This is a genomic window from Actinacidiphila polyblastidii (assembly GCF_036353415.1).
Lineage (GTDB): Bacteria > Actinomycetota > Actinomycetes > Streptomycetales > Streptomycetaceae > Actinacidiphila > Actinacidiphila polyblastidii.
Map to the genome: position 1 here is coordinate 34,158 of NZ_JAZEWV010000047.1, position 17,372 is coordinate 51,529.

The window sequence follows — 17,372 nt, forward strand, 5'->3', positions numbered from 1 at the left end:
TTCAGCTGATCCGGGTGAACGGCTTCCAGTACGTGTACGCGTACAGCTTCGCGGCGGCCAGACCGCCGCCCCTGGACAGCGTGTTGATGATGAAGACGCCGCCGCCCGGGGTCCGCCCGGTCAGGTCCTGGCGGCCGTCGTCGTCCATGTCGCCGCTCGCGACGATCTCGCGGTAGCCGGAGAATCCGGTGCCGAGCTTGACGTGGCCGGCGAAGCCGCCTCTGCCGTTGCCCAGGTAGAGCCAGAGCGTGCCGGCCGTGTCGCGGGCCACGACGTCGGTGGTGCCGTCGCCGGAGAGGTCGCCGCGCCCGGTGACCAGGTTGTACTGGTTCCAGCCGGTGCCGAGCCTCAGCCGTGCGCCCAGCCCGCCCTTGCCGTCGCCGCGGTACAGCCACAGTGTGCCGGACCGGTCGCGCGCGGCGACGTCGGGGAAGCCGTCGCCGTTGAAGTCGCGCAGCGAGAAGATCGAGACGTAGCCGTTCCAGCCGTTGCCGAGCCAGCGCTTGGGCGAGGTGTCGAGGTCTCCGCCGCCGTAGCCGAAGCTGTAGCTGTACAGCGCGCCGCCGGGAGTCCGGGCCAGCAACTCGCCGTCCCCGTCCCCGTCGAGGTCGCCGGCCTGGGTGAAGAAGTCGAACGTCGCGTGGGCGTACCAGGCGATGCCGAGGTTCGGGGCGCAGCCGGAGAGCTTGCCGCTGATGTCGGTGTCGCAGAAGCCCACGTAACCGCCGTAGGGCAGCCTCTCCAGCGAGGTGACGGTGCCCGCGACGTCGGGCTGCATGTCGACGTCGCGGCTCCAGCCGGCCATCTGCCCGCGGTAGGCGGTGACGTTGGTGTAGACGCGCACACCGTCCATCGCGACGCAGTGCGTCGCGCCGGTCGCCGAGAGGCCGATCAGCCTGCCGCCGGCGACCAGCGCGCCGCCCGCGTCACCGAGGCACTGGTCGGCCCGGTCCGGCGCGCTGGTGCCGTCCTGCGGCAGCGTGCAGAAGGTGCCCGCGGGCCGGGCGCCGCCGAGCATCGTGGCGCAGGTGGCCGGCGAGAGGATCGCGACCTGCTCGGCGTGCGCGTGGCGGGTGACGCCCTCGCCGTTCGGCCCGGCCCAGGAGAAGAAGGTGGCCTTCGCCCCCGGCGCGTAGAGCGCGGCGTCCGCGGTGCTCGCGAGCACCGGCGCGCCGCTGCCGCTGTCGTCGGCCGGCGTCGCCACCGCGAAGGCGTCGTACCGGCTCGACCAGTCGTACTGCGGCGCGGTGCGGTACTTCGGGTGGTTGGTGCCGCCGTAGAGGTCGCCGCCCCGGTACGACCACACCAGGTCGGCGTCGCCACGGCCGGTGAAGCAGTCCGGCGAGGTCAGCAGCCGGGTGCGGCTCATCCGGATCGCCGTGCAGGCGCGGTAGGCGCCGGTGGTGCGGTTCTGCGTCTCGTACCCGACCAGCCAGGACGGCGTGGACGGTGCGGAGGCGGCCGTCGTCGCGGCGTTCGCCGCCTTCGCGGTGCCCGCCGGCCGGCCGTCCGCCGCCTTCGCGGTGTCCGCCGGCCGCGCCGTGGTGGCGGGCTGGAGCGCGCTCGCGGGCGGGGCGGTGGCGGTCAGCAGGCCGCCGCCGAGCAGCGCCGCGGTCGCGGCGAACACGGCGAGTACGCGGCGCGGGCGGCGTGCCCCGGCCGCGGCGCGCACCTCTGGTGCGATCAGTGTCATCGGATCATCCCCACCCCATGCGACCGCGCGCACCGCGGCCGGTTCCGAGTCGTTCCGCCGGCCGTTCCGCCGGCCGGACGCCCGCTTCCGATCACGGGACTTCAGGGTGTCCGCGACCGCGCCAGGACCCGGGCGGGCCCCCCTGCCCACGGTCCTGCGGCCGCCGGATTCCCCCCTGCGACGAGCGCACACTAACAGCCGCGTCGCCTGCGCCTGCACCGTGTCGGCCTGCGCAGACGTGAATCCCGGTGTGCTGGTGGCGAGTTCACCGCGCGTTCACCGGAAGGTGGTGCGCAGGGGGGCGCGCTGTCGGATGGACGGGCGGAGGAACGGACGAGGCAGAGGGCGAGGGACCGGCGCCGCCGGGGCGCGGGGTGCCTGCTCGGACCCGGCGCAACGGCGCCCGGTGGACCCGGAGTTGCGCGCGGGGGACCTTGCCAGGTATCCACTGCGGTAACGCTGGGGAAAGGTGACGCCATGGCCGCGCTGACGGATGCCTGGAACCGCTCCGCTGTCGGACGGTTGTGGAAGCAGGCCGCCCATATCGAGCTGATGCACCGCTCGATGGGGTTCGCCGCGCTCGGCTTCGTCACGCTCATGCCGCTGCTGGTGGTCGTCGCCGCCGCGACCCCCTGGGAGCACCGGCCCGGCTTCGCGCAGTGGGTCGTCGACGGCATGGGCCTGGACTCCACCGGCACGCAGGGCGTACGGAGCCTGTTCGCCGCGCCGCGCAACATCCTCAGCGCCACGAGCGCGTGGAGCCTCGCCTCCCTCGCGTACTTCGGGCTGACCTTCGTGGCCAGCGTCGAGACCGGCTACCGCAAGATCTGGGACCTGCCGTCCGGGCCCTGGCACCGCGACCTGCGCCGCGCGGTGTGGCTCGCGGTGCTCACCGCGTACCTCTTCTGCGAGTCGCAGAGCGCCGCGGTGCTCGGCAGCGGCCTGCTGCCCGGCCTGGTCCGGCTGGTCCTGACCTTCCTGCTGGGCGTGGTGTTCTTCGCCTGGGGCCAGTGGTTCCTGCTCGGCGGCGGCGTCGACCTGCGCACCGCGCTGCCCGGCGCGGTCATCACCATGCTCGGCCTGGCCGGCCTGCGGGTCTTCTCCCACCTCTTCTTCGCCCCGCTCATCGTCAGCAACGCGGTCACCTACGGCCCGGTCGGCACCGTCCTCACGGTCGAGACCTGGCTGGTCGGCGTCGGCTTCGTCCTCTTCGGCGGCGCCCTCCTCGGCCGCCACATCCGCGACGGGCGGATGCTCCGCCACGGCGGGGAGATACCGCTGCCGCGGCGGCCCGAGGGGTGGTACGAGGTCCCGGAGGAGTCGACGCCCGGCGTCCGCTGGCGCTCCGACGGGGCGGGCGGCGCGATCGACTAGGGCCGGCCTCCCCGCGGGTCGCTGCGCACCGTCCCGGCGTCCTCCCGGGACCCTGCCGGCGTCGCTGCGGCATCGTCCCGGCGTAGCGCCGGGACCAGGGGTTCTCCTCCGGAGGAGAACCGGCCGCGCTGGCCGGGGAACGGTTCTTGCGCCCTTGGCATGCTACGGACATTCTTCTTCCCATGCGGTGGTCTACCCGCATAGAACCGCCGGCCGCCGCGCCCAGCGCGGCCGGCCCGCACCGCACCGTTCCGGCTCCACCTGACACCCCCGCCCGCCGCGGTTCCGCCCACGAAGCGGCCGCGGTACGTCTCCAGGAGGAACCCCGTGCACCTCACCCCCGTGCGCCGCGGCGCGATCGCCCTCGCGCTGAGCGCCGTCTCCGCCCTCGCCCTGCAGGGCCTCGCCCTGCCCGCCGCACACGCGACCGCTCCGGTCCGCGCGGCCCGCACTCCCGCGCACACCGCCGCGGCCGCCTCCCGGGTCGGCGGGATCGAGGCCGCCACCGCCCGGACCCTCGCCGCGTCCCTCGCCGACCCCGCCTGGCGGGCCCAGGTGCGGGCCGCCGCGCTGCCCGGCGCGCAGGTCGACCTCGGCGCGCTCGCCTCCCGTACCCACCGCGCGCCGTCCGGCGTCGCCGCGGCGGTGGCCGCCGCCGACCGCGGCATAGCCGCCGCCAAGGGCCTCGACCCGGCGGTCGGTTCGCTGCTGCGGCTGCGGCTGGGCGCGGACTCGATGCGCAGCGCCCTGACCGCGTCCGCCGTGCCGCTGGTGGCTGTCGCCGACACCGGCCGCTCCGGCACCGGCCGCTCCGCCGCGGGCCGCGCGGAGGTCACCGCGTACGACAGCGCGGGCCGCGTCCATCTGCTGAGCGCCCGGCAGGCGCCCCGGCAGGCGGTCTACGTCATCGACGTCGACGTCTCCAAGGCGATGGCGTCCGGGCTGGCGCAGGTGGACCGCGAACTGGCCGCCGGCGGCCTGCGGCCGGCCGCGGCGCGACCCGCCGCCGCAGCCGAGACGGCGCCCAAGTCCACCGCGGCGAGCGGCGGTTACTGGACGACCAAGGTCAACGCGGTGTGGCTGAACGACGACGAGGAGACCTGGATCGAGGGCGACGCCGAGATCTTCTCCGTGGTGAGCGGCTTCGGCCTGGACGGCACGGTCCGCGTCGACACCGTGGACATGCCGTACCTCGACACCGACCACCACACGTACTACCCGAACCAGATCATCGTCAACTGGTCGTCGTACAAGTACGACGAGGCCGACCTGGTGATGATGGAGGACGACGGCGACACCAACTACTCGGCCCTGGCGAAGGCGCTCGCCGACGCGCTGCTCACCATCACCGACCAGGGCGCGTACATCCCGCTCGTCGACGCGATCCTGGCGGCGATGCCGGACTCCTGGTGGACCAACGACCCCGACTACGTGGACTCCTGGTACGCGCTCGCCGAGTCCTCGTCGGGCACGCTCAACGGCGCCCGGGGCAACGGCTGGATGACGGTGAGCCCGTACTGGGTCGCCGCGCTCTGACCCGCGCCTCCCCCGCGCACGGGGCTGCACGCGGGGGAGGCCGGCACATGCGGGGGAGGGCGCCCGCTCGCGGTCAGCCGGCGCCCTCCCCCGCGCCGGGTCCCGGCGCGGCGCGGCGCGCGGGCGGGAAGAGCAGGACGCCGCGCTCGGCGCGGAAGCGCGCGAGGTCCGTCCACGAGACGGGCACGTACTCCTGTGAACTCCCCTGGAAACCGGAGGGATTGTGGATGACCACGGCGTCGTCCGCGACCCCGACGGCCAGCACCAGGTGCCCGCCGCGCTGCGGCGGCTCCGGGCCGAGCCCGCGGATCGACGGGTGCACCGACAGCATCGCGAGCCCGCCCGCGGCGACGTGCTCGCGCACCTCCGCCGCGTCCAACTCCGGCCGCGCCTGCGCCTCAAGGCCCCACCGGCGCCGTACGTACCCGGCGAACGGCGCGTAGATCAGCCCGTCCACCCGGTCACCGCGCCGGACGTACGCGCCCGCCTCCAGGCACTCGGCGGCGACCGCCAGCGCGGGCGGCACCTCGTACCGCCAGTGGTCGAGCGCCATCCGCAAACACGCCACGCCGCACAGCCGCCACGACCAGAAGGCGTACTCCGCCGCGTCGGCGGCCCCCGACTTCTGCCACAGCGGATCGTCCGCCGCGTCCAGCCGCCCGGCGACGATCTCCTCGACCAGTCCGGCCGACTCCCACTGCGCGTAGTACGGCACCCGGTGCACGACCCGCCCCGATCCACTCATGCCCCGAGTCTCCCGCGCGCCCGCCCCGCTCCCGCGCCATCCCGCCCGCGCCGGGCGCGTCACGGACGGCCGGGACCGCCCCGCGGAGGCGGCCCGCTCCTTTCACGCCGTGAAAGTTCCGGGGGAGAACAGGCCATCGGCCCAGCTCCGGCCCTCCTGGCATTGGTCTGGACCACACCAATTCTCCGCAACCCCTTTACGTAACAGGCCGGTTCGTGCGTCACTCATGACGCGTGCACAACAAGCACACTGCCCGTACCGCGCTCCCGCGACGTACAAGGACGTACGGAACCGCCGGCGCGCCCGTAGGCCACCCCCCGCTCCGCCCGCACCGACGCACCACCGCTCGCGCGAAAGCTACGCGAGTAGAGCGCACCTGATGCCGAGCGCATCCGTTGGAGAGCACGCCCGTCGTAGCGCACGCCCGCCCCGCACCCCCACCACGCGCCAGGAGGAAAGCCTTGTTCTCCCGAATCCGCACCACCAGGGCCGTACAGCGGAAACTCATGACGGCCGGAGTGCTCGGCGCGAGCGTGGCGCTGGCCGCGACGGTGACGGCGGGCACGGCCTCCGCCCAGCCGGCGACGTCCGGGCAGGCGTCGTCGGGCGCCTCCGCCATCCCCCTCGGCCAGGGCTACATGGGCGCCGGCTACCTCCAGGACGGCAAGACCTTCGCGCCGGACACCCGGCGCCTCCAGCTCGACGCCCAGGGCCTCGCCGCCCCCGCGGCCGCGAACCCGGTGGGCATCGACGTCTCGCACTACCAGGGGACGATCACCTGGACGTCGGTGAAGGCCGCCGGCATCAAGTTCGCCTTCATCAAGGCCACCGAGAGCACCACGTACAAGGACCCCAACTTCAGCGCGAACTACCTGCACGCCTACAACGCCGGTGTGATCCGCGGCGCTTACCACTTCGCCCGCCCCGACCTCTCCAGCGGTGCGTCGCAGGCGAGTTACTTCGCCAGCAACGGCGGCGCCTGGTCGGCGGACAACCTGACGCTGCCGGGAATGCTCGACCTCGAGGGCGGCTGCTACGGCAAGTCGGCCTCGGCGATGCAGTCGTGGGTCCTCGACTTCTACAACACGTACAAGGCGAAGACCCACCGCGACGTCCTCATCTACACCAGCCCCAGCTGGTGGAACTCCTGCACCGGCGGCTGGGGCGGCATGTCCGCCCGGAGCCCGCTGGTGGTGGCGAACTGGACGAGCGCCTCCAGCCCGTCCATCCCGAGCGGCTTCCCGTACTGGACCTTCTGGCAGTACACCGACTCCGGCTCGGTGAGCGGCATCTCGGGCGCCGTGGACCGCGACCGCTTCAGCGCCGACAGCTCCCGGCTGCTCGCCCTGGCCAACAACACCCCCTGACACCGCACACCGCCCGGCACCGTGCACCGCCCCGGCCGTCTTCACAGGCGGCCGGGGCGCACACCCTGGCTTGTTCTGGGCATGCGCACAAGTGGCCTCCCGGCAAGGGAGCGTGGGGCTCCCCCACGCTCCCGACGTCTGACCACCACGAGCGGAAACGGACCCCACCATGCCCAAGTTCTTCGGTCGCGAGCCCGCGTTGTGGCTCGCCGTCCTCGCCGTCGCCGTCAAGCTCGCGACGGCCTTCGGCCTGGACCTGACCGACAAGCAGCAGGCGATCATCAACGCCGCTGCCGCAGCACTCGCCGGCCTGCTCGTCGCGATATCCGTGCACGACGGCATCAGCGCCGCCGCCCTCGGCCTGCTCCAGGCCGGCATCGCCCTCGCCGTCGGCTTCGGCCTCCACTGGTCCCCCGACCAGCAGGCCACCGTGATGAGCTTCGCCTCCGCGATCGTCGCGATGTGGACGCGCACGCAGGTCACCGCGAAGGTCCCGGCCGCCCCCGTGCGGGCACGCTCGGTGCCGCGCACCAGCTGAAAGACCCACTGAGCCGGCGGACGTCGGCGCGGCCCCGGGAGCGCTCACCCCACCGCCCCGGGGCCGCGGCACACCCGCCACCGCCGCGGCGGCCTCCCGTACAGGGGACGCGAACCCGGCGGTCGGGGGCAACCAGGCGTCCCGTACCAGCCATCGGAGGTCGAACGAGCCCCGGCGTCTCGGAGCAGTCAGTCCCGGGTGATGCGGCTCGGCCACCTCGACAGACTCGGCCCCGACCACGTTCCCGCTGGTCATCGATGCGTCTTCCTTGATCAGGAGTGTCACCGAACGTTGCACGTCCCGGCGGAAATGGGGGGGGTCAGGGTGTCGGACCGACTTGCGGGAGTCTGGCTGGATCAATCTCGGTCTGATTGAGAATGGCTTTGTCGAAGTCTGCGCTTTCGGCGCCGATGGTGCGCAGCAGGTTGGCTGCGGTGAGGTCCGCGTGGCAGAACCGGCTGTTGGTCAGATCGGCGTGGTTGAGATCGGCGTGGTTGAGATGGGCGCTGCTAAGGTCTGCGCCGGTCAGGTCTGCTCCGGCGAGATTGACGCTGGTGAGCCTGGCACGGGTGAGATCGGCACCCGCCAGCAGCGCATGTGCGAGCTCCAGATAGCTGAGATCGATGGGTTGGGAGCCTGCTACGTGGCGCCGAGAGGCGGGGCGGGTGAGGGCGGTGAGTGCGGCTTGAACGTCTGCGTTGACTTCGACCTGGTTGAGGCGTGCTTGGTCACTGCTGACCGCTTTCCCGCGCCGGGAAACCCGGTGGCGGATGAACGCGTTCAGGATCTGTGCCGCGTTGGTGGCCTGGTCGGGTGAGTCCTGGACGATCTGCTCCAGGGCGAGTACGGCGCCTACACGGACGTACATCTCTGGGGAGCCGAGACGTTCGAGAGCTTTGGTGAAGCGGTCCGTGACCTGTCCGCGCTGTGCGAGGCGGTAGTTGCGGGCAGTGTAGAGCAGCGCGATTCCTGCACCCAAGGCCGCTAGCCCCTGAATGACCGCCAGGCGAAACTGCCCTTCTGCCTGCGCTCGAACCGTTGGATCGAGACCACTCCAGCCAGGACGAGCCATCGGAATGAGCGCTTGCCATATCGCCTGTGCCCACCTATGTGCGGCGGCACCCACCGCCAGCGCCGTTGCCGAGAGCAAGAGTCTGCTTGGCCATCTGAGCCTCATGTCGTGCTACACGGCCTGGGACTCAGCAAGGTTCCCTGTCTGGGGCGCCCTCACCCGGGATACGCCGACTTCGTCGTATGCGAGCGCCACATGCGCGAGCATCTGTCGCACGGCCTGCGACGTACGGGGGTGGGTACTCAGGTCTTCCGCCACCTGCAGGAAGCGGTCGATGCGAGCGAAGATCGCTTGGCTCAGTAGTGCCCCTCCCACCGGCGGTCCCGGCGCGAAGGACGCCGCCCGCCGCTCACGCATCGCCCGCGCACGCCCCCGCGCACGCTGTGCCCCGGTCGTCTCGCGACGGCCGGGGCACCAGGGAGATCCCAGCCAGGCTTGTAGGTGGGCTTCACCAGGAGGACGCGGCCTCGCTCGTCCCGGAGGAGGACATCGGCGGAGACGCGCTTGCGGGCCTGGGTGGCGTTGCCCTCGGCGAGGTAGGCGTTCCAGCCTTCGGGGTCAGTGGGGGTGGGCCTCATGGAAGTGGTGCCTTTGCTGAGCGCAGGGAGCGGGATAGGCGAGCACAACACCATTCTCGCCCTGCACCCGTCGTCCAAGTGGGTGAGGACAATGCGGGCTGGGGGCGAGAGGGCGGGGCGAACCGGGCACGGAGAGCGTGAGGTAAACGCACGACACGGGTCCCTACAAATCAGGGTGCTCAGCTCCTCACCGTGAGCCCCGGCTCTGTAGATTCAACGCATGAGCGACTTCGTGCAGGTGTCGACGGCTACTGAGACGCGGGAGCAGGCCGTTCGGCTGGCGGAGTCCGCGGTGCGGGGGCGGCTCGCGGCGGGGGCTCAGGTGGTTGGGCCGGTGGTGTCGGTGTTCTGGCATCGCGGGGAGTTCGGGACCGGTGAGGAGTGGCAGTTGCTGCTCAAGACCACTGTGGAGCGGTATCCCGCATTGGAGGCGCACCTGCTGGAGCACCATCCCTGGGACAAGCCGGAGGTGTTCGCCGTGCCGATCGTGGCCGGCTCGGAGGCGTACCTGCGCTGGGTCGCGGACAGCACGGAGCCGGACGCGTAGGCGTCAGACTGCTGCGGCCTTCTCAAGGACCGTGTCCACCGCAGTGAGCCCGCGGTGGGCGTCGAGGCGTGTGAGGAGCGGGGTCAGGCGGGTGCGGGGGCGGACGGAGGCGACGCCTTCGGCCAGGTCGAGGGCGCGGTCTGCTGTGGTGGCGGCCTGTTCGACTTCGCCTGCGCTCAGGTAGGAGTCGCCGAGCCAGGACAGGTAGAGGGCTTTGTCGCGGGCGTTGGTGTCGTCGTAGGCGGCCAGGGCGGTTTCCAGGACGGGGACGGCTCGCAACGGGCGGCGTAGTTCGGTCCAGCAGCGGCCGGTCATGATCTGGAGTTCGGTGCTGTCGACCCACGAGACCCAGTCGGGCTGGGGCGCGTCCCCGGCGGAGGCGAGGGCCGTTTCAGCGGCGGCAAGGGCGCGTTCGCCTTCGGTGGCCAGGCCCGCCACGGCGCAGGCCCAGGCGAGGCGTTCGTGCAGCAGGGCGCGTACTCCGGCGGGTGCGTCCGGGCCGATCGTCGCGCAGGACTGGGCGGCAATCTCCACTCCGGCCTTCTGGTCGCCGCTGACGGCTTGGTAGGCCAGGAAAGCGAGTGCGTTGCCTGCGAGGTCGGTGTCGCCGGCTTCGGTGGCGGCGCTGTGGCTCTCCTCGTAGAGCCCGCGCGCGTCGGCCGCCCGGCCGCCGTCGAACGCGGCCCATCCCGCCTGCTGTGCCTGCTCCGCCAGCACGGACAGCAGGTCGTGCCGGGTCTGCTGGGAGTACGTCGAGTCCCGCAGCAGGGCCTTGGTGGCTTGGTATTCGCCGAGGTAGACCCCCATCCAGTTCGCCGAAACCCCGCTGCCGCAACTGCGCCAGGCCCTGGCGCAGATCGCCCGCGAACAGCACTCCCGTACCACGGGCTCGTCGGTGACCGCATGACGACCGGACGCCGAGGACGCCTCATCACCGTCGACGGCCCTGGCGGCGTCGGGAAGTCGACGACGGTCGCCGCCCTGGTCCACAAGCTGGCAGATCGTGGGGAGCAGGTTCACGCGACGGCCGAACCCTCCCGCTCGACGCTGGGCCAGTTCATCCGCGAGAACGCGGACGACTACAGCGGGGCTGCGCTGGCCTGCCTGGTCGTCGCCGACCGCCATCACCACCTGGCCCACGAGGTGATCCCGCGCCTGGAGTCCGGCATCACCGTGGTGAGCGACCGGTACCTTGCGTCCACGCTCGTGGTGCAGGCACTCGACGGTGTACCGCAGCAGTACCTACTCGACCTCAACGCCGGCATACGCATGCCAGACCTCGCGGTCATCCTCAACGCGGACCCCCACAGCATCGCCGCCCGGATCGCCGCACGCGGTGCCACACACCGCTTCAACCGGACGCCGGACTTCCCCGCGCGCGAGTCGGCACTGTACGCGGAGGTGGTGGCGATCCTGCGCGGCATGGGCGTGCCCGTCATCGTCGCCGACACAAGCACCGCACCCGCCGGTGTGATTGCTGAGCAGATAGCGGCCTGCGTGCCCGCCGGGCTCGGTAGCGTCGCCCCTGATCCGGAATCCGCGCGTACGCAAGGAGCACCACCGTCGTGAACGACGAGATGTGGACGAAGATCCACCAGCTCGTGCAGTGGCTGGACGAGAAGGACAACGCGACGCCGGCACAAGCGCGGCTGCTGCGTCTGCTCAAGGTCCAGGAGGAGGTCGGCGAGGTGGCACAGGCCGCGATGGGCGCTGTTTCCGCCAACCCTCGCAAGGGACGCAGCCACACATGGGAGGACGTCCAGAACGAGCTGTGCGACGTAGTGCTCAGCAGCATGGTCGCGTTGGCGACGCTCACCCCCGACGCGGCGAAAGTCTTCGAAGAGCGGGTGAGCATCATCACCGACCGGTCGCTGGCATAGCCGACGGGTCGGTCTCGCTGGCGTCTCGCGGCCTTTCTTCGGGGGGTGCCGCCCCCGGTCGCACCCCGGCCGGGGGCGGCACCCCCATTCCCCCAGCAGCCAAGGAACCGCGCGACCCCCGCACACGGCTGTGCCCCGGCCGTCTCGCGACGGCCGGGGCACGGAACCCGCAGGTCAGCGACCCCGGAGAGGGATCGACCCGGTAGGCCGTGTGGGACTCGAACCCACAACCAATGGATTAAAAGTCCTGTTCAGAGCGTGGCGGGGGGTGGTGGCTGGTGCAGCGCCGTCCGAACCCCGCAGGTCAGACGGACAGGGGTTGCCGCCCTGTCCGCACCGCACCGCCCAGTGCCAGCACATCCGCTCACGCATCGCTCACGCATCCGGCCGTTCGGATGGCCTCGTCCCATGGCCGTCTGGTCGTGGCGCCCGATAGTCGTCAGTGTGACGTGAAGTCGCCCGAACGAGCCGCCCGAGGCCGCCGTGTCTGAGATGCTGAGGCAGATCGAGAGGGGCCGCAGCGATGCAGTGGAAGATCCACGGGGAACGTCCGATCTACGAGAACCCTTGGGTGAACGTGTGGTTGGTCGACGTCGAACAACCGGACGGGCGGCGGTGGGAGCACCATGTGCTCAAGCTGCGGCACCTGGCAGTGGCCGCTGTGGTGAACAGTGAGAAGCAGGTGCTGATGATGTGGCGCCACCGCTTCATCACGGACTCCTGGGCCTGGGAACTGCCGATGGGTCTGGTCGAACCCGGCGAGACCCCGGCCGAGGCTGCCGCCCGCGAGGTCATGGAGGAGACCGGTTGGCGCACCGCCGAGATGACGCCGCTGATCTACGCCCAGCCTGCCAACGGGATCACCGACTCAGAGCATTTCGTCTTCCGCGCCGACGCAGTCGAGTACACGGGTCCGCCGACCGAACTCAACGAGTCTGACCGGCTTGAATGGATCCCGTTGTCCAAGTTGCGCGGCATGATCGACCGCCGCGAAATCGTCAGCAGCGGGACCCTCGTAGGCGTGCTGTATCTGCTGCTGGACGAGGCCGGACTCTAGTCAGCCTGCTGTCCCCGCCAGCCGGGCGTCCAGCTCCGCGGCTGGCCGGAGCGTGCGGAATGGCGTGAGCAGATGACGGAAGTCCTGCAAGTGTGCGGTCACACGGGGCGAGTCGACGGTCGCGGACAGGTTCAGGGCGTCACTCGCCGCCCGGCAGGCCTCCTCTACCTGGCCGCGTTGTAGCTGGGTCCTCGCCAGCCAGAAGGAATGGAAGGCCCGGCTGCGCAGGTTCGTCTCCGGTTCGTCGCGCAGCGCTTCCGCAATCAACGGTTCGGCTGCACCCACGTCCCCGAGCTGCCCGAGAGCGATGCCGATGTCCACCGTGAGCTTGGTCCGGTCGAAGTAACTCACCCACGGTGGGTCGTCGTCTGCGGATCCGACCCGCCCGAACTGCAACTGCGCCTCGGCGATGGCCGCATGGGTCGCCGATCGATCGCGTGCGCTAGCGTGGCCGAACGCTTCTCGGACGTACAGCATCGCCATCAGTCTCGGAGTGCCGCCCTCGTGGCGGGCAACGTCCTGGGCAGTCCGTGCCAGCGTGACGGCTTCCTTGGCGCGGTCCTGATAGGTGGCCTGGAGGCTCAGACAGGCGAGGACGTTGGCGACGAAGGCCCGGTCGTCGATCGCGCGGGCCAGACGCAGGGACTGGGTGAAGTACGCCCTCGCCGTGCTGTACTGCCGCGCGTCGAAAAGCGTCCAACCGGCCAGCCGGGCGAGTTCCGCAGCGATGCCGTGCAGACTGCGTCGGTAGTTCGGATCTGTGCTGTCGGCCAGTAAGCCCATGACGTACCTGAGTTGCCCGATCACAGCAGGCCGTAGGGCCTCGCCACCGTGCTCGTCGTCCCGCCGCCAGTAGTCCTCGATCGAGGTCTGGAGGGACCGAAGCGTGCTTGGGGTGACCTTCGTAGCTGCCGCGATAGCGAGAATGCTGTCCAGATCCCCTGGCTCCGCTGGGATGGAACTTGGCTCAGGGGCCACCTGAAGGTATCTGCGCTCGGGTGGATTTGGGGCCGAGGCCCGTCCTTCCCAGTCCCGCGAGGCGAGACCGAGCATGTGACCGGGAACCCTCAGGCCGTCCGCGACGCGTTCGATCACGCTCATGTTCGTGATGGTCCGGCGACCGGAAATGACCTCGCCGACCCTGCTCGGCGTCAGCTCACACTGGCGGGCGATGCGTGAGACGTGAAACCCGCCCCTTGCTTTTGCCAAGCCGAAGACCTTCGTGAAGTCCCGCGCGGCACAGGCCGCGATCATCTCGGGATCCGCCAGCAGACGCGCGGGCAGGCCGACCGCCGCTGTGGATTCGATCATGTCCGGCGCCCCCTCGTACGGGAGTGTGATCGCTCACCGTCACACAGGATCACTTACTGCGAGTTTACCCACCATGGGTGTCCACGCTGGCCTTATCCCAGAACGGGCCGCTGGAACAGTCTGGGATTCCTTCCAGGAGCCGGCCTCCGGAGGAAGCGACAAGCCCTGTGCTGCACCGAAGTTCAGCGCACAGCACGGCATCCAGCGTCCCGAAAGGTCTCTAGCAATGTCCGACACCATCTCGGATACCTGCCCTCCCACATTCGGATTCCGCGTCGAAGCCGAATCCGAGGCTGTGCCCGAAGCCCGGCGCAAGATCGTCGCCTTGGTGCGGGGCTGGGACGTGCCGCTGCCGGACGACGCCTTCGGCGACCTGGAGCTGCTGTCCACTGAGCTGATCACGAATGCCGTCCGCTACACCCGGGCCTCCTGTGCGGTGGCCGTGCGCTGGACCGGCGTGCGGGTCCGGGTCGAGGTCACCGATGTGAGTCCTGCCCGTCCGCACCGGCGCCACGGCTCGCTGGAAGCGGAGGGAGGCCGCGGCCTGCTCCTGGTCGAGTCCCTGGCCACCACGTGGGGAAGCACTCCCGACCCGGCGGGGAAGGTCGTCTGGTTCGAACTCGGGCCGTCCGGCGGGACGCCTCCTCCCAGGAGCACGCCGGGGAAGTGGACGATCACCACCGACAGCGGATCGGCGACCTCCGGCTATCTCCCCGCGTGGGCGGAGGACGACCCGACCGAGGCCGGTGTGCCCATGGACCAGCTGCCGGAACGGCTGGCCGGCATCAACCACCGGAACTTCTTCGAAGGCCCGATGCTGCCCCTCACCGCCCCGGACGTATGGGAAGGGGTCGAGGAAGACGCGGTCTTCGAGGGAAGCGTCGACTGCAACCCCTACGACCCGGATCCCGGCCTCCGTGTGCCGGTCGTCAACCTCCAGGTCTGCGTGGGGCGCTGGATTCTCGGCCTCGACCCGCTGGGAGTCGCCGAGATCGCCGCAAAGCTCCGCGCCCACGCCGACTTCCTCGACGAGAAGGTACGCCCCGCGCTCATCGCCGCCCGCGAGGACTGGGTCGCCCACCAGCCGGCTTAACCATCCGCCTACCCGTGGAGGTCGTCGTGACCGCACGCCCGCTCGTCAGCCAGGCACCACGCCTCGTCGCCAGTCCGTTCCTCGGCCAGTACTTGCTCGTCCAGCCCGGTCACGCCGCAGGCGTGCGCATCCCCGAAGTCCGCTACGAAGAGCTGCGGGGCGCTACCGCCAACGATCAGAAGACCCCGGCCTGGCTGGTCGACGCCGCCGCGCGAGCGTGGGGCACGGAGCTTCCGCAGACCGGACTCCGTGACGTCCTTCTCGTCCGAGAGCAATCCCGGTACGGCTACGCCAAGGCCTCCTGGGAGATCAACCTCGGCTGCGACTACGACTGCGAGTTCTGCTACCTCGGAGAGAAGCGCTTCGCCGGGCTGGACTGGGACGGCAAGCAGCAGCTCCTCCGCGTGATGCGGGACGCCGGGGTCCTGTGGTTGCAGATCACCGGTGGGGAGGCACTGATCGATCGCGAGTTCGGCGCGGCGTACGAGTACGCCCACCAGCTCGGCATGATGGTCCAGATCTCATCGAACGGCAGCTCACTGCGGAAGCGGCCGATCCGGGAGCTGTTCGCCCGCCTCCGCCCGTACCGCCTGACCGTGAGCCTGTACGGGGCGACGGCCGAGACGTACGACGCGGTCACCAGGAATCGTGGGGCTTTCGGCCGGTTCGTGGAGGGCCTGGACGACGCCCGCGAGGACAGGCTGCCGGTCCGGCTCAACGTGATCGTCTCGGACGACAACGCACACGAGGTCGACGCCATGGTCCGGCTGGCCGAGGCGTACGGCTTCCCGCACCAGGTGTTCACGAGCATGTCGCCCACGATCGACGGCGAAGCGAACCCGCTGGCGACCCAGGCACACGACCACCTGCGGCCCCGCAGCGTCTTCACCGGCTGCAACGCCGGGCACACCTTCTTCCACGTCGACCCGCACGGCATCGCATCGATCTGCAAGGTCGGCCGCGACCCGAGCGTGAACCTCATCACCGAGGGCGTCGAAGCCCTCCCCCGGCTCGGCACGATCGCCGAGTCCCTCCAACTCCGCACCGGTGGCTGCTCCGGCTGCACGAAGACCGGCACATGCCGCACGTGCCGGCCGCTGGCCAAGCTCTACCAGGAGGCGGGGGACCAACGAGAGCTCTACTGCCAACACGGAGGTTATGGATCATGACTCCACCCACCACAGCCCTGGCCCCGCAGCGTCAGCCGGTGCCGGTCACCATCGGCCTGCGCCCGCCCGCCGAGCCGACCGGCGTCCTGCCGGTACCGCTGACCGTCGCTCCGATCGGAGACGACGAGTTCCAGATCATCGCCGACCTGGACGAAGCCGCCGAGGGAGCCGAGTGCTCCTGCTCGGCGGGCGACGACCAGCCGTACTAACCCCAGCGGGGCGTGCCCAGCGCCGCTCCGGTCGTACCCTGGCCGGGGCGGCACCCCCATTTCCCCAGCAGTCAAGGAACCGCGCGTCGTGTCCATGTCCCGTATCCCCTTCGAGCAGCTTCCCGCCGACGTACGCCGGGCCGTCGCCGACAAGACCGGCGCCGTGCACCAGGCGGTGACCGCGCGCGGCGGCATGAACTCCGGCATCGCCTCCGTCCTCGACACGGACAGCGGCCCCGTCTTCGTGAAGGGCATCCCGACTGACCATCCCCAGGTCGGTGCACAGCGCCGCGAGGCGGCGGTAGCCGTGCACCTGCCCTCCTCCTGCCCGCGACTGCTCTGGCATCTGGAACTCGACGGCTGGAGCCTCCTCGGCTACGAGGTGATCGACGGCCGCCACGCCGACTACGCACCCGGCTCCCCGGACCTGCCCCACGTGCAAGCAGCGCTCACCGCGCTGCAAGGGATCACGGCACCGGCCGACGTCGACATCAAGCGGGCCGTGGACCGTTGGGCGGAGTACGCGCCACCTGGCACGTTGCAGCACTTCGACGGTGACGCACTGCTGCACACGGACTTCGCCCCGGACAACGTCCTGATCGCCGGCGGGCGGGCACGGCTCGTCGACTGGGCCTGGCCGACGCGCGGCGCCGCATGGATCGACCCGGGCGCCCTCGCGCTGCGCCTCATGGACGCCGGCCACCCGGTCGAGGCCGCGATCGAATGCGCCCGCCGCTTCCCGTCCTGGCGCGACGCGGCGCCCGAAGCGCTCTCGGCGTTCGGCACGGCGACGGCATCCCTGTGGCGGGAGATCGCCGAACAGGACCACACCCCGTGGAAAAGGGCGATGGCGGAGCGGGCGACGACGCTGGCACGCGTCCTCAGCACGAACCCGTAGCGAGCACGGCCCCGGCGAAAGCCCGGTACCGGAGCTGGGATCATCGGCATCGCACGCCGGGGTTGGACCGAACTGCTTGCCAACGGCCTGGCTCCGGGTGACTCGTCGGCACGGTTCCGCTCCTACCGGAAGAAGTTGGCTGCCCAGACCTGGGAGTACAGCTGGGCGCGTCCCATGCCCCGGCTTCGCCGACGTGGCACAGTCGCTCCCCCGCGCACGCCCCCGCACACGGCTGTGCCCCGGCCGTCTCGCGACGGCCGGGGCACCGGAACCCGCAGGTCAGCGACCCCGGAGAGGGATCGACC

The 17,372-nt window shown here is 71.0% G+C and carries 17 protein-coding genes and 1 pseudogene; 12 read left to right on the forward strand and 6 right to left on the reverse strand.

What is annotated here, in order from left to right; all coding sequences use genetic code 11:
- Position 1: 1 nt before the first annotated feature.
- On the reverse strand, positions 2-1,693 hold the full coding sequence (locus tag V2S66_RS31785) for an FG-GAP repeat domain-containing protein (protein WP_330800232.1): 1,692 nt from the start codon (positions 1,691-1,693) through the stop codon (positions 2-4).
- Between the two features lie 477 nt (positions 1,694-2,170).
- Here V2S66_RS31785 and V2S66_RS31790 point away from each other — a divergent pair, with 477 nt between their 5' ends.
- A complete protein-coding gene (locus tag V2S66_RS31790; RefSeq protein WP_330800233.1) occupies positions 2,171-3,067 on the forward strand; it encodes a ribonuclease BN in 897 nt (298 codons plus the stop codon).
- A 327-nt stretch (positions 3,068-3,394) separates the two neighbouring features.
- Positions 3,395-4,603, forward strand: a complete 1,209-nt coding sequence (locus V2S66_RS31795; RefSeq protein WP_330800234.1) for a DUF3103 family protein — start codon at positions 3,395-3,397, stop codon at positions 4,601-4,603.
- A gap of 73 nt (positions 4,604-4,676) precedes the next feature.
- Here the strand turns inward: V2S66_RS31795 and V2S66_RS31800 are convergent, their stop codons facing one another.
- Positions 4,677-5,348, reverse strand: a complete 672-nt coding sequence (locus V2S66_RS31800) for a C39 family peptidase (RefSeq protein ID WP_330800235.1) — start codon at positions 5,346-5,348, stop codon at positions 4,677-4,679.
- A gap of 506 nt (positions 5,349-5,854) precedes the next feature.
- On the opposite strand from V2S66_RS31800, the gene V2S66_RS31805 reads away from it, so the two are divergent.
- Both V2S66_RS31805 and V2S66_RS31810 read left to right on the forward strand, forming a co-directional pair.
- Entirely contained in the window at positions 5,855-6,715 is an 861-nt protein-coding gene (locus V2S66_RS31805; protein WP_330800249.1) for a GH25 family lysozyme, read from the forward strand.
- A gap of 169 nt (positions 6,716-6,884) precedes the next feature.
- Positions 6,885-7,253, forward strand: coding sequence for a hypothetical protein (locus tag V2S66_RS31810; RefSeq protein ID WP_330800236.1), 369 nt, complete (start codon positions 6,885-6,887; stop codon positions 7,251-7,253).
- Positions 7,254-7,572: 319 nt separating this feature from the next.
- Here V2S66_RS31810 and V2S66_RS31815 read toward each other — a convergent pair whose 3' ends face one another.
- Positions 7,573-8,232 carry a pentapeptide repeat-containing protein gene (locus V2S66_RS31815; RefSeq protein WP_330800237.1) on the reverse strand — a complete coding sequence of 220 codons (660 nt, stop codon included), beginning with the start codon at positions 8,230-8,232 and terminating at the stop codon, positions 7,573-7,575.
- 482 nt (positions 8,233-8,714) lie between these two features.
- A pseudogene (locus V2S66_RS31820) lies at positions 8,715-8,903 on the reverse strand (NUDIX domain-containing protein); the annotation flags it as partial.
- Between the two features lie 220 nt (positions 8,904-9,123).
- Here V2S66_RS31820 and cutA point away from each other — a divergent pair.
- Positions 9,124-9,450, forward strand: a complete 327-nt coding sequence (gene cutA, locus V2S66_RS31825; protein WP_330800238.1) for a divalent-cation tolerance protein CutA — start codon at positions 9,124-9,126, stop codon at positions 9,448-9,450.
- Between the two features lie 3 nt (positions 9,451-9,453).
- Here the strand turns inward: cutA and V2S66_RS31830 are convergent, their stop codons facing one another.
- Positions 9,454-10,257, reverse strand: a complete 804-nt coding sequence (locus V2S66_RS31830) for an XRE family transcriptional regulator (protein WP_330800239.1) — start codon at positions 10,255-10,257, stop codon at positions 9,454-9,456.
- Positions 10,258-10,353: 96 nt separating this feature from the next.
- Between V2S66_RS31830 and tmk the strand changes: the two genes are divergently transcribed.
- The 3 genes from tmk to V2S66_RS31845 all read left to right on the forward strand — a co-directional run bounded on the left by tmk (position 10,354) and on the right by V2S66_RS31845 (position 12,387).
- On the forward strand, positions 10,354-11,019 hold the full coding sequence (gene tmk / locus V2S66_RS31835) for a dTMP kinase (protein ID WP_330800240.1): 666 nt from the start codon (positions 10,354-10,356) through the stop codon (positions 11,017-11,019).
- On the forward strand, positions 11,016-11,330 hold the full coding sequence (locus V2S66_RS31840) for a MazG-like family protein (RefSeq protein WP_330800241.1): 315 nt from the start codon (positions 11,016-11,018) through the stop codon (positions 11,328-11,330). The genes tmk and V2S66_RS31840 overlap by 4 nt, the downstream gene beginning before the upstream one ends.
- A 523-nt stretch (positions 11,331-11,853) precedes the next feature.
- On the forward strand, positions 11,854-12,387 hold the full coding sequence (locus V2S66_RS31845; RefSeq protein WP_330800242.1) for an NUDIX hydrolase: 534 nt from the start codon (positions 11,854-11,856) through the stop codon (positions 12,385-12,387).
- On the opposite strand, the gene V2S66_RS31850 is transcribed toward V2S66_RS31845, so the two are convergent.
- Positions 12,388-13,698: a tetratricopeptide repeat protein gene (locus V2S66_RS31850; RefSeq protein ID WP_330800243.1), complete on the reverse strand. Its 1,311-nt coding sequence runs from the start codon at positions 13,696-13,698 to the stop codon at positions 12,388-12,390.
- Between the two features lie 226 nt (positions 13,699-13,924).
- Here V2S66_RS31850 and V2S66_RS31855 point away from each other — a divergent pair, with 226 nt between their 5' ends.
- The 4 genes from V2S66_RS31855 (at position 13,925) to V2S66_RS31870 (ending at position 17,067) form a co-directional block, all read left to right on the forward strand.
- The gene (locus V2S66_RS31855; protein ID WP_330800244.1) at positions 13,925-14,791 is read left to right on the forward strand and encodes an ATP-binding protein; all 867 of its coding nucleotides are present in this window, start codon (positions 13,925-13,927) and stop codon (positions 14,789-14,791) included.
- A gap of 26 nt (positions 14,792-14,817) precedes the next feature.
- Positions 14,818-15,960, forward strand: coding sequence for a radical SAM protein (locus tag V2S66_RS31860; RefSeq protein ID WP_330800245.1), 1,143 nt, complete (start codon positions 14,818-14,820; stop codon positions 15,958-15,960).
- Positions 15,957-16,169, forward strand: a complete 213-nt coding sequence (locus V2S66_RS31865; RefSeq protein ID WP_330800246.1) for a hypothetical protein — start codon at positions 15,957-15,959, stop codon at positions 16,167-16,169. Before V2S66_RS31860 ends, V2S66_RS31865 begins: the two co-directional genes overlap by 4 nt.
- Positions 16,170-16,263: 94 nt before the next feature.
- Positions 16,264-17,067, forward strand: coding sequence for a protein kinase family protein (locus V2S66_RS31870; RefSeq protein ID WP_330800250.1), 804 nt, complete (start codon positions 16,264-16,266; stop codon positions 17,065-17,067).
- Positions 17,068-17,372: the final 305 nt, after the last annotated feature.

Bases quoted from the DNA above. Each gene is read 5' to 3' on its own strand.
- V2S66_RS31865 (WP_330800246.1), top strand. From the start codon at position 15,957: ATGACTCCACCCACCACAGCCCTGGCCCCGCAGCGTCAGCCGGTGCCG.
- tmk (WP_330800240.1), top strand. From the start codon at position 10,354: ATGACGACCGGACGCCGAGGACGCCTCATCACCGTCGACGGCCCTGGC.
- V2S66_RS31790 (WP_330800233.1), top strand. From the start codon at position 2,171: ATGGCCGCGCTGACGGATGCCTGGAACCGCTCCGCTGTCGGACGGTTG.
- V2S66_RS31850 (WP_330800243.1), bottom strand. From the start codon at position 13,698: ATGATCGAATCCACAGCGGCGGTCGGCCTGCCCGCGCGTCTGCTGGCG.
- V2S66_RS31810 (WP_330800236.1), top strand. From the start codon at position 6,885: ATGCCCAAGTTCTTCGGTCGCGAGCCCGCGTTGTGGCTCGCCGTCCTC.
- V2S66_RS31805 (WP_330800249.1), top strand. From the start codon at position 5,855: ATGACGGCCGGAGTGCTCGGCGCGAGCGTGGCGCTGGCCGCGACGGTG.
- V2S66_RS31800 (WP_330800235.1), bottom strand. From the start codon at position 5,348: ATGAGTGGATCGGGGCGGGTCGTGCACCGGGTGCCGTACTACGCGCAG.
- V2S66_RS31830 (WP_330800239.1), bottom strand. From the start codon at position 10,257: ATGGGGGTCTACCTCGGCGAATACCAAGCCACCAAGGCCCTGCTGCGG.
- V2S66_RS31845 (WP_330800242.1), top strand. From the start codon at position 11,854: ATGCAGTGGAAGATCCACGGGGAACGTCCGATCTACGAGAACCCTTGG.
- cutA (WP_330800238.1), top strand. From the start codon at position 9,124: ATGAGCGACTTCGTGCAGGTGTCGACGGCTACTGAGACGCGGGAGCAG.
- V2S66_RS31785 (WP_330800232.1), bottom strand. From the start codon at position 1,693: ATGACACTGATCGCACCAGAGGTGCGCGCCGCGGCCGGGGCACGCCGC.
- V2S66_RS31855 (WP_330800244.1), top strand. From the start codon at position 13,925: ATGTCCGACACCATCTCGGATACCTGCCCTCCCACATTCGGATTCCGC.
- V2S66_RS31870 (WP_330800250.1), top strand. From the start codon at position 16,264: ATGTCCCGTATCCCCTTCGAGCAGCTTCCCGCCGACGTACGCCGGGCC.